The sequence below is a fragment of the Tepidanaerobacter syntrophicus genome (assembly GCF_001485475.2).
GTDB lineage: Bacteria > Bacillota > Thermosediminibacteria > Thermosediminibacterales > Tepidanaerobacteraceae > Tepidanaerobacter > Tepidanaerobacter syntrophicus.
In genome coordinates, this window is the sequence record NZ_DF977000.1 from 340,838 (window position 1) to 351,922 (window position 11,085).

General features: G+C 37.2%; 9 protein-coding genes. All 9 read left to right on the forward strand.

Going from position 1 to position 11,085, the window contains the following annotated elements; translation table 11 throughout:
• Window position 1 precedes the first annotated feature (1 nt).
• The 9 genes from TSYNT_RS04755 (at window position 2) to TSYNT_RS04795 (ending at window position 11,082) form a co-directional block, all read left to right on the forward strand.
• Window positions 2–997, forward strand: a complete 996-nt coding sequence (locus TSYNT_RS04755) for a Gfo/Idh/MocA family protein (protein ID WP_059032235.1) — start codon at window positions 2–4, stop codon at window positions 995–997.
• A 12-nt stretch (window positions 998–1,009) separates the two neighbouring features.
• A complete protein-coding gene (locus TSYNT_RS04760; RefSeq protein ID WP_059032237.1) occupies window positions 1,010–2,395 on the forward strand; it encodes a family 4 glycosyl hydrolase in 1,386 nt (461 codons plus the stop codon).
• A gap of 75 nt (window positions 2,396–2,470) precedes the next feature.
• Entirely contained in the window at window positions 2,471–3,526 is a 1,056-nt protein-coding gene (locus TSYNT_RS04765) for a zinc-dependent alcohol dehydrogenase (RefSeq protein ID WP_059032239.1), read from the forward strand.
• 9 nt (window positions 3,527–3,535) lie between these two features.
• Window positions 3,536–4,357, forward strand: a complete 822-nt coding sequence (locus TSYNT_RS04770) for a sugar phosphate isomerase/epimerase family protein (protein ID WP_059032241.1) — start codon at window positions 3,536–3,538, stop codon at window positions 4,355–4,357.
• Window positions 4,345–5,385 carry a Gfo/Idh/MocA family protein gene (locus tag TSYNT_RS04775; protein ID WP_059032243.1) on the forward strand — a complete coding sequence of 347 codons (1,041 nt, stop codon included), beginning with the start codon at window positions 4,345–4,347 and terminating at the stop codon, window positions 5,383–5,385. Before TSYNT_RS04770 ends, TSYNT_RS04775 begins: the two co-directional genes overlap by 13 nt.
• Before the next feature lie 56 nt (window positions 5,386–5,441).
• Window positions 5,442–7,802: a glycoside hydrolase family 65 protein gene (locus TSYNT_RS04780; protein ID WP_059032244.1), complete on the forward strand. Its 2,361-nt coding sequence runs from the start codon at window positions 5,442–5,444 to the stop codon at window positions 7,800–7,802.
• A 93-nt stretch (window positions 7,803–7,895) separates the two neighbouring features.
• Complete coding sequence (locus TSYNT_RS04785) at window positions 7,896–9,590, forward strand: sugar phosphorylase (protein ID WP_174221081.1); 1,695 nt, start codon at window positions 7,896–7,898, stop codon at window positions 9,588–9,590.
• 18 nt (window positions 9,591–9,608) lie between these two features.
• On the forward strand, window positions 9,609–10,262 hold the full coding sequence (pgmB, locus tag TSYNT_RS04790; RefSeq protein ID WP_059032246.1) for a beta-phosphoglucomutase: 654 nt from the start codon (window positions 9,609–9,611) through the stop codon (window positions 10,260–10,262).
• Between the two features lie 253 nt (window positions 10,263–10,515).
• A complete protein-coding gene (locus TSYNT_RS04795) occupies window positions 10,516–11,082 on the forward strand; it encodes a biotin transporter BioY (RefSeq protein ID WP_059032248.1) in 567 nt (188 codons plus the stop codon).
• Window positions 11,083–11,085 lie beyond the last annotated feature (3 nt).

Below are 11,085 nucleotides of genomic sequence, written 5' to 3' on the forward strand. Positions count from 1 at the left end.
GTTGAAGGAGATTGTAAATTTTGCCATTATCGGATTAGGGTCTATATCGACAACCCATATTGCAGCCTTAAAAGAAATCGATGAAGCCAATCTAGTCGCTGTATATGACAGAACTATAGAAAAAGCAAAAAAAGTAGCAGCTATGGAAAATGTCAAGGGGTATAGCGATATTGATTTATTACTGAAAAATGAGGATATTGATGCAGTAATTATCTTGACAGCCAGTGGACTGCACGCAGATTTAGGCATAAAAGCTGCTCAGGCAAAAAAGCATGTTATAGTAGAAAAACCTATAGATATTAATGTCAATAAGGCAAGGGACTTAATAGAACATTGCAAGAGAAACAATGTTAAGCTGAGTTGTATTTTTCAACATCGTTTTGACTCTGATATTTTAAACTTAAAGAAAGCGATAGATGAAAATAAACTGGGAAAGTTAAATTCCGGTTGCTGCCATACAAAATGGTTCCGTCCACAGGAGTATTATAATGAAGTGGCATGGAGAGGCTCTAGAGAACTTGGCGGCGGCGCCCTTATTAATCAAGGCATTCATCAGTTAGACTTATTTCAATATTTAATGGGGGATGTTGAAGAAGTCTATGGATATGCAGAAACCCTTGCTCATGTAGATATTGATGCAGAAGATGTTGCTATGGCTGTGCTAAAGTTTAAGAATGGTGCGATAGGTATTCTTGAAGCTAATGTTTGCGCATATCCGGGTTTTAATACCAGAATAGATATCTCAGGCAATGATGGTACAGTTATATTGGAAAATAACACTGTTAAGCAGTGGAAACTGAGAAACGGTGAGGAATATGCAGGTTCAGAAACGGTTTTCCCTCACAAAATTCAATTACAGGACATTGTTTCTGCAATCAAGGAAAACAGAGAGCCGGCGGTAAACGGCGAAGAAGCACTGAAATCCTTAATATTAGTTGATGCAATATATAAATCAAGCACAACGGGTAAACCAATAAAGGTCAATTACAATACTTGATAGAGGTGCTGTATGAAATACTCAGAAAATAGCTGTTCTGATATTAATATTTGTTATATTGGCGGTGGTTCTCAAGGATGGGCATGGAAATTAATGAGTGATTTGTATTTGGAGGAAAGCTTGTCCGGGACGGTAAGGCTTTATGATATTGATAGCAAATCAGCTGAAACCAATGCCATTATCGGGAATATCATTTCAGGATATGAAGAAGCAAAAGGACATTGGACTTACAAAAGCGTTTCAACGCTGGAAGAAGGCTTATCAGGAGCCGATTTTGTCATAATATCAATTACGCCGGGGACGTTTAAGGAAATGTTTTCAGATGTTCACACTCCGGAAAAATACGGAATTTATCAGCCCGTAGGAGATACTACCGGCCCAGGCGGTATATTTCGGGCATTAAGAACGATTCCAATGTATGAAGAGATTGCAAACTCTATTAAAAGATACGCTAAAGATGCATGGGCGATAAACTATACTAATCCCATGTCGATTTGCGTGGCTACGTTATACGCCGTTTTTCCTGAAATAAAAGCCTTTGGTTGTTGCCATGAAGTTTTTGGAGCTCAAAGACTTTTGCTGATGGCTTTAAAGGAATTTGAAGGTATTGAGGAAACAGACAGGCATAATTTAAACACCAATGTTTTAGGGATCAACCATTTTACATGGATCAATGAAGCAAGCTATAAAACTTATGACCTAATGCCCATATATGACAGACTTGTCAAAAAGTATTATAAAGATGGGATTTGTGATAAGATTACCGACGTTCATTTTATGTCAAAAAACCTGGTCAAATTTGATTTATATAGAAGATATGGAATTATTGCAGCAGCAGGAGACAGGCATCTTGCAGAATTTGTGCCTGACTACGCCAGAGATAAAAAAACAATAGCTCAATGGGGTTTCAACCTTACTCCCGTAAATTGGCGCATAGAGAACAAGGCAATGCTCGCAAAATTGAGCAGAGAATATGCTAATAAAGAGAAGAAAGTACCTATAACGGCATCTGGCGAAGAGGGCGTGCGCCAAATAAAAGCGCTGCTAGGCTTAAAGGATATAATTACAAATGTGAATCTGCCAAATCATAATCAGATGGATTGCGATGAAGGCATTGTCGTTGAGACTAATGCGCTATTTACAAAAAACAGTGTACGTCCTTTGACTGCAGGCAAGCTGCCTGATGAAGTTAACTTGATAATGAGTGTTCATATGAATAATCAAAAAGCAATACTTAAGGCAGGGCTTGAAAAGAAAAAGAAGTTAGCTTTTGCCGCATTTTTAAATGATCCATTAGTTAAAAATATCAGCATCTCTAATGCAAAGGCATTGTTTAATGAGATGTTTTCAAATACACGGCAATATTTGACAGGATTTGATTCTATACCTATTAGATAGACACAAAAAAATTAAGGCTTAGAACTTAAAAATGTATAAGATAACAAACTATTATTTTTAAAAGGGTGATATATCATGCCAAGACAATTGGTAGCTGTAGCGCCGCGCGTGGCGGAAATAGTAGAATACGAAGATAGAGAAATTTTGCCAAATGAAGTAAAAGTTAAAGTTGAATATGCTGCGCCAAAGCATGGAACGGAATTGACGGATTTTAGGGGCAACAGCCCATTTTTGAAAGAAAAGTACGATAGCGAATGGCACATGTTTGTTCCGAGAGCAAAAGAGGAACAAACCGAAATAGTCTTCGGCAAGTGGAACTTAGGAAACCAATGGGTTGGTAGAATAATAGAAAAAGGCAGCGAGGTAAAGGATTATGAATTAGGTGATAGAGTATGTTCTTATGGAGGCATTAGGGAGACCCATATTGTTAATGCCGTAAACAACTACCGACTGCGAAAACTTCCAGAAAATGCCTCTTGGAAAAATGCACTGTGTTATGATCCGGCACAATTTGCTATGGGCGCAGTAAGAGATGCCAATATAAGAGTAGGCGATAGGGTTGCGGTGTTCGGATTAGGCGCCATAGGACAGATTGCTGTTCAACTATGCAAGAAAATGGGGACAAGCCTTGTTGCTGCTATAGATCCGATTGAGATAAGAAGACAGGTAGCCAAGAAAAACGGAGCAGATGTTGTTTTAGATTCCACGACGACGGATGTAGGAATGGAGCTTAAAAAATTGACAGAAAAGATGGGAGTCGATGCAGTAGTTGAGACCAGCGGTCATCCGGCGGCACTGCAAAGCGCGTTGAGAGGTCTTGCTTATGGCGGAATCATTGCATACGGAGCATTTGGAAAGGAAATAACCGGAGGTCTAAATTTTGGGAAAGAGGCCCATTTCAACTATGGCAGAATTGTTTTTTCCAGAGCTTGCAGCGAGCCAAATCCAGAATATCCCCGCTGGAACAGGAAAAGAATAGAAGAAGTTTGCTGGGAACTCTTAACCAATGGATACCTGAACTGTGAAGATATTATAAACCCTGTAGTGCCTTTCGAAAAATCTGCAGAGGGATATATGAAATATGTAGATAGGGAGCCGCACCTAAGCATAAAAATGGGCGTGGAGTTTTAGGAGGTTATTATGAAACTTGCAACTCAGGATAAACCATTTTACTCCAGCGAAATTGAACAAAAACTTTTGGAGATAAGAGATATGGGCTTTGATGCCTTTGAAATTGATGGCGCATATCTTATTGAAAAGTTTGATAAAGTAGAGGCAGCAGTGAGAAATACTAGTGTCGATATTTCTAGTGTATGCGGAGGATATAGGGGTTGGATAGGGGACTTCAATGAAGAAAGACGCATGCAGGCAATATCTGACATCGAAAATATACTTAAGCGCGCAGGTTCAATAGGGGCTAAAGGCATAGTAGTCCCGGCTGCATGGGGAATGTTTTCATTAAGGTTACCTCCTATGGTACCTCCAAGGAGCCCGGAAGAGGACAGATATGTTCTCTTGGACTCGCTAAAAAGGCTTGATAATATAGCAGGTTCTACAGGCACAGCTATTTTTCTTGAGCCTTTGAACAGGTACGAAGATCATATGATAAATACCTTGGAGACAGCAAAACAATTAATTTGCGACGGTGGGTTCAAAAATGTAAAAATAACCGCAGATTTTTTCCATATGAACATTGAAGAAAAGAATATTGCAGAAAGTATTTTAAAATATAAGGAATTTATAGGACATGTCCATATTGCAGACAGTCACAGGTATCAACCTGGGGACGGGCACCTTGATTTCGTCGAGGGTTTCAGAGCGCTGCTTGATATAGACTATAAAGGATACATGGCTTTTGAATGCAGGGTTTTAGGCGAAAATCCTGCCGAGGAATATAAGAAATCTGTTGAATATATAAAAGAATGTATCGCAAGGGCAAGGTGGAGTAAATGCAAAAACTAAGAGTCGGTATTATAGGTGCAGGCCAGATCGTAGAAACAGCACATATCCCTGCCTATATAAAACACAGAGATATAGTCGAGCTGACAGCTATTTGTGATATAAACGAAGAAAAAGCAAGGCATATGGCAGACAAATACGGTATAGCAGCTTATTATAAAGATTACCAAGATATGCTAAAAGAATGTAAGCTTGATGCAGTAAGCGTATGTGTTATAAATCGGTTTCATGCTCAGGCTGCCGTAGATGCATTGAATGCAGGATGCCATGTATTGTGCGAAAAACCTCCTGCTATGAATTATGAAGAAGCCTTAGCCATGTATGAAGCTTCAAAGAAAAATAAAAAAATACTTACATTCAACTTTCATTTTAGACATGCTCAGGAAATTAAAATTTTAAAAGAATTGATAGACAAGGGAATGTTCGGCAACATATATGCAGCTAGGGTTCAGGCTTTGCGGAGAAGAGGTATTCCTGGGTGGGGGAACTTTATTAACAAAGAAGTTCAAGGCGGTGGTCCGCTTATAGACATAGGAATACATATGCTAGATGCAGCCCTGTATCTGATGGGTTTTCCTGAGCCTGATTATGTGGCCGCAGGAGCCCATCAGAGAATTGGAAACCGGTCCGGCGTAGGGCTTATGGGTTCCTGGGACCCTGCTAAGTTTACTGTAGAGGATTCATTATTCGGCTTTATACGTTTTAAAAATGGCGCCACATTAAATCTTGAAACATCTTTTGCCCTAAACATGAAAGAAGAATCTATTATGAATGTGCATATTTTTGGTGAAAAAGCAGGAGCATCGGCTTTTCCTCTGGAGGTATTTTCTGAAACAGATACTGCATTAACAAATATGGAATTTCCTTATCTGCAAGAAATAGATAAACGCTATGAGAGTATTGCAGATTTCATAAATAGTTGTGTTTACGGTAAAAAGCCGTTGTACAAAGCGGAAGAAAGCCTTATTATCCAAAAAATCATCGACATCATGTACAAATCCTCTGAAACAAGCCAGCCATTAAAATGGTGATATCAAAAGTTTCTTTTAGAATTAAAATATAGAACTAACAAGGAGAAAATGTAGCGATGCTGCTATATGATTGCGGAAATAAGGAATATAAAAATTGGATCATATGTGAAACTTCTTTTGATGCACAGCTACTGGGAAAATGCGAATCAATCATGGCTTTAGGAAATGGTTACATGGGTCTTAGATCGTCAATGGAAGAAAATTATACAAAGCAAACTCGAGGCCTCTTTATAGCTGGAACCTTTAATAAGTTTGACTGTTATGAACCCTCAGAACTACCTAATGCCGCAGACGTAGTCGAACTAGAAATTGTGCTTAACAATGAAGTTTTTTCTCTTGAGAAAGGGGTTATATATTCATACCAAAGGAGTTTAAATTTAAAGACAGGCGAGTTGGCGCGCCATATAATCTGGGAAAGTCCGAGCAAAGATAAGTATAAACTTTGCTTTAAACGATTTGTTTCACTGGATAATTTACATCTGATTGGCATGAAAGTTTATATTACACCCTTGACTGGCGAATCTTGCATCCGGGTCACTTCGGGTATAAATGGCCAAATGACTAATTCAGGAGTGCAGCATTTCCACGAAGGCGAAAAGCGAATATATGACCAAAATATAATGGAATTTATTCAGACTACTTGCCAATCAAAAATTGATTTTATATTTCATTCTGGTCATACATGGAAAATAGACAGCGACAAGCAAATTCCAACTCCAAGAATGATTATAAGCCGCCGCAAATTAGAAATGATGTATGACTTTATGATTCCCAAAGGGAAAACTTTAATAATGGAAAAAATATGTACAGTTCATACCAGTCTAGACAAATCTTATTGCTATAAAGAATATAGTTTGCAAGACTTACGTGATAAGACTTTAACTGAATTTATAGAGCTGAATCGTAAAGGATATGATTTATTATTTAATGAAAGTGCTAAAAAGTGGAAAAGGTATTGGAAAGAAGTAGATATAAAAATCGAAAGCAAAGATTCCTTTGACCAGTTGACAGTTCGATTTGCTCAATATCATCTATTGATTATGACACCTGCTCATGACTCGAGATTTGGAATAGGTGCAAAAGGCTTAACAGGCGAAGGCTATAAAGGTCACACATTTTGGGATTCGGAGATTTTTATTCTTCCATATTTTACTTTTACAAACCCGCAAATTGCGCGAAAACTGTTGGAATACCGCTATCATACTCTAAATGGCGCACGAAAAAAAGCTATAAAAAACGGATTTGAAGGCGCTATGTATCCTTGGGAATCAGCTTTTACCGGTGATGAAGAAACGCCTGAATGGGGCGCCGTAAACATACTAACGGGAGAAGCGACAAGGATATTATCAGGATTGAAGGAACAGCACATAACCTGTGACATTGCTTATGCCTTATGGCAATATTACAAAGCTACACAAGACATAGACTTTATGAAGAAATACGGCAGTGAAATATTATTTGAAACAGCTTCGTTTTGGGCAAAGCGCGTTGAGTGGGATGAGGAGAAAAAATCTTACTGTATAAATGATGTAATAGGACCTGATGAATACAAAGAACAGGTAAATAATAATGCTTTTACTAACTATATGGCCCATTGGAATATACAAACAGCTATTAACCATTATAGAGAATGCAAAGAAAAGATGCCTCAAACCTTCAAGAGATTAAATAAGAAATTAGATTTGGAACGTCGATTTAAACTTTGGAATGAAGTAGTTGACAAGATATACTTACCTCAACCTAGAAAAACCGATAAGGTGATTCCTCAGGATGATACCTATCTATCTAAACCCTTGATTGACATAACGAAATATAAAAATGCTTCTGCCATGCAAACGATTTTGCAAGATTATAGTCGGGAACAGGTCAACAACATGCAAGTTTCAAAACAAGCAGATGTGGTTATGCTATTGTATTTGCTAAAGGATAAATTTTCAAAAGATGTAAAAGAAGCAAACTGGCAGTATTATGAGCCGAAAACCCTTCATGATTCTTCCTTAAGTTTGTCTGTACATTGCATAGTAGCTTGCGATATTAATGACAAAAATACTGCATATGACTTTTTTAAAAAAGCAGCTCAAATTGACCTTGGCCCGAATATGAAATCTTCAGATTTAGGGATACATGCTGCTTCCCTTGGAGGGATATGGAAAGCTATTGTTTTCGGTTTTGCAGGAATCAGCATCGAAGATGATAAATTACACATAAACCCTAAAATCCCACCATTGTGGCTTAAACTGAAGTTGCCATTAAAGTTTCAAGGCTACAACATGGAAATTGAAATTACACGTGATTGTGTTCAAATAAAAAATAAAACAAAAACCGATTATCCATTAGAAATTTTTATAGGGAATGATAAATATTTGCTCAAAGAGAAGTTAAGAGTGGATTTACAAGGGGTTAGCCCGCAAAAATAGGGTTAGTAATCTTGCTTCATGGTTGAAATTAAAAGCTAAATGGCATTTCCTTTTTAGCAAAAATGCATTATGTATCCATATTGGAGGTTGACGATGGTAATACAAGAAGAAATCAATTGGGAAAAAAGCATTTTTAAAAAATTAGAATTTTTATATGGAACTCAAAGTAATTTAATCCTTGAAGATATCAAAGCATTGGTTAAAAAATACAAGCATAAAAAAAAGCCTTCTAAATCTTGGGTAGATGAAAATGATATAATTTTAATTACGTATGCGGATTCCATATATGAAAACGGACAGCTGCCTCTAAAAACTTTAAAGGAGTTTTTGGTTACTTATGTTAAAGATTCCATAAGCGCTGTACATATTTTGCCATTTTATCCTTACTCATCTGATGACGGGTTTTCTATCATTGATTATCGTCAAGTCAATCCAAAGCTGGGAGATTGGTGGGACATAAAGGCCATAGGCGAGAACTATGATTTAATGTTTGATGCGGTCATAAATCACGTATCAAAAAGCAGTGAGTGGTTCCAAAATTTTTTGGCAGGACATGAAAAGTACAACGATTACTTTATTGAAGCCGATCCTAACGGGGATTATAGCAAGGTGTCTCGGCCTCGTGCTTTGCCACTTCTTACACCATTTGAAACGGTGAACGGAAAAAAATATTTATGGACTACCTTCAGTGAAGATCAAATCGATCTTAATTACAAAAACCCGGCAGTGCTATTAGAGATTCTTGAAATTTTAGCGATGTATGCTGCTAATGGCGCTCGCTATATTCGACTTGACGCCATAGGGTTTTTATGGAAGAAAAAAGGTACTACTTGTCTGAATCTGGACGAAACCCATATGGTGGTAAAAATAATTCGCGAAGTACTAGACAAAGTAGCACCAGGTACGATTTTAATTGCTGAAGCCAATGTTCCACACAAGGAAAATATAAGTTATTTTGGGGATGGATATGATGAAGCACATATGGTATATCAGTTTGCTCTTCCACCCCTGACCTTATTTTCTTTTTATACCGGTAACGCTCAAAAGCTGCTTCAATGGGTTGATAATTTAAAACAGACCTCAGAAATGACAACATACTTAAATTTTCTTGCATCTCATGATGGCATTGGCATGCGTCCAACAGAAGGGATTCTAGAAGAAGAAGAAAGAGACCTGATGTTAAAAACCACTATTAAACATGGCGGGCTGATTTCATATAAAGACAACGGAAATGGGACAAAATGCCCCTACGAATTAAATATAAATTATTTAGATGCTCTAACTGATAGCAAGGAAGATGATACAACCCGTGTTAATAGATTTTTAGCCGCTCATGGAATTCTATTGTCCCTTGTCGGAGTGCCGGGTATTTATATTCATAGCTTACTTGGTTCAAGAAACTATTATAAAGGTGTCCAAGAATCAGGGATTTATCGCAGAATTAATCGTGAAAAGCTAGAAAAAAATATCCTATTTGCTGAATTAGAAACAAACACGATTCGCAGAAATATTTTCTATGGGTTATCCCGATTAATTAGCATAAGAAAAAAACAAAGCGCCTTTAGTCCAAGAGCAACTCAGAATGCTTTATTCCTAGATAGTCGTGTATTTTCTGTTTTAAGAACTAATGAAGATACAGGGGATCAAATTTTGGCCATGATAAACGTTTGCGGCGAGACAGTGCTGATTAATACAGCTTATTCAGGATATGAGCTGATAAGTAACAGGCGATTGGAAAATCAATTTGTTTTACAACCTTACCAAATTATGTGGGTGAAAATCAGCTAATTTATTGAGGTGATATTCTTGCGGTATGAGGCAGTTATCTTTGACCTGGATGGAGTTATTGCTGATACAGCAAAATTTCATTATGAAGCTTGGAAGAAAATAGCTGAAGAATTAGGAATTTATTTCGATGAAAAAATCAATGAAAGTCTTAAGGGAGTTAGCCGAATGGAAAGTCTAGAAATCCTTTTGAAGCAAAGCGAAAAAGAATACTCCCAGGAACAAAAAAACTATTTTGCGTCAAAAAAGAATGATTACTTTAAAAGCATGATACAAAAAATAACACCCGGCGATATATTGCCCGGCAGTATAGAATTAATAAAGATATTGAAAAGATATAACGTAAAGTTAGCCGTAGCATCGGCTAGCCGCAACGCAAACACAGTTTTAGAAAACTTGGGCATAAAGAGCGAATTCGATTATATTGTAGATGCTGCAAAAATAGTAAATGTAAAACCTGATCCGGAAATATTTCTTGCGGCTGCAGAAAATTTAGGAGTAGAACCGAAAAAGTGTGTTGGTATAGAAGATTCAGTGGCTGGAATTGAAGCAATTAAAAGAGCGGGAATGTTTGCTATAGGCATAGGAGATCCGACAATATTAAAAAAAGCCGATATGGTATTAGAAGATCTAAGATACACACAAAAAATTGTAAAATTAGTTATCGGGGAATGAATTATAAGGATGATTTTAGAATAACAATAAGACTATATAATCACCGTCTTTATTATATCATATCGAGTAACTATGAATAGCTAGTAAAATCCCGAAATACTTAAAAAAGGCCGGATTCTAAGAAATGTATAGAATTGCAGCCAAATAAGCAGGAGATATTTCATATATTGTCAACCATAATATAAATTAAAGTTGACAATTACCCCTCCCTTTGCTATTATAAGAGAAAATATTATGGGAAGGGGTAATTTTTATGAACATAAAGACTAGGGATATGGCTTTAATAGCTTTATTTGCCGCACTTACGGCAATCGGGGCATTTATCAAAATACCTACCCCCCTTGTCCCTTTTACGCTGCAATATTTGTTTTGTGCTTATTCGGGCATTCTACTGGGCGCAAAGCGGGGTCTTTACTCACAACTTTTATATTTAAGCGTTGGCTTAATGGGTTTCCCGGTTTTTACTCAGGGAGGCGGCCCTATGTATATTTTCCAACCAACATTTGGCTACATAATAGGTTTTTCACTTTGCGCATATATTATAGGCAAACTTACGGAAAGATTGGATAAAATCACACTGACCAGCCTACTAGGCCCCATTTTGGCGGGTATGTCTATTGTGTACTCATGCGGTATTATTCACTTATATTTAATCATGAATTTCTATTTGGGCAAACCTATGTCATTTAAGGCAGCTGTAATTGCAGGATTATTCCCATTTGTGTTTTCTGATTTGATTTACAGTGTAGCAATCGCCCTTACAGCTACGGCAATCGTGCCTTCACTCCGAAAATTAGGTTTAGCAGATGAACCTCGCTAAATT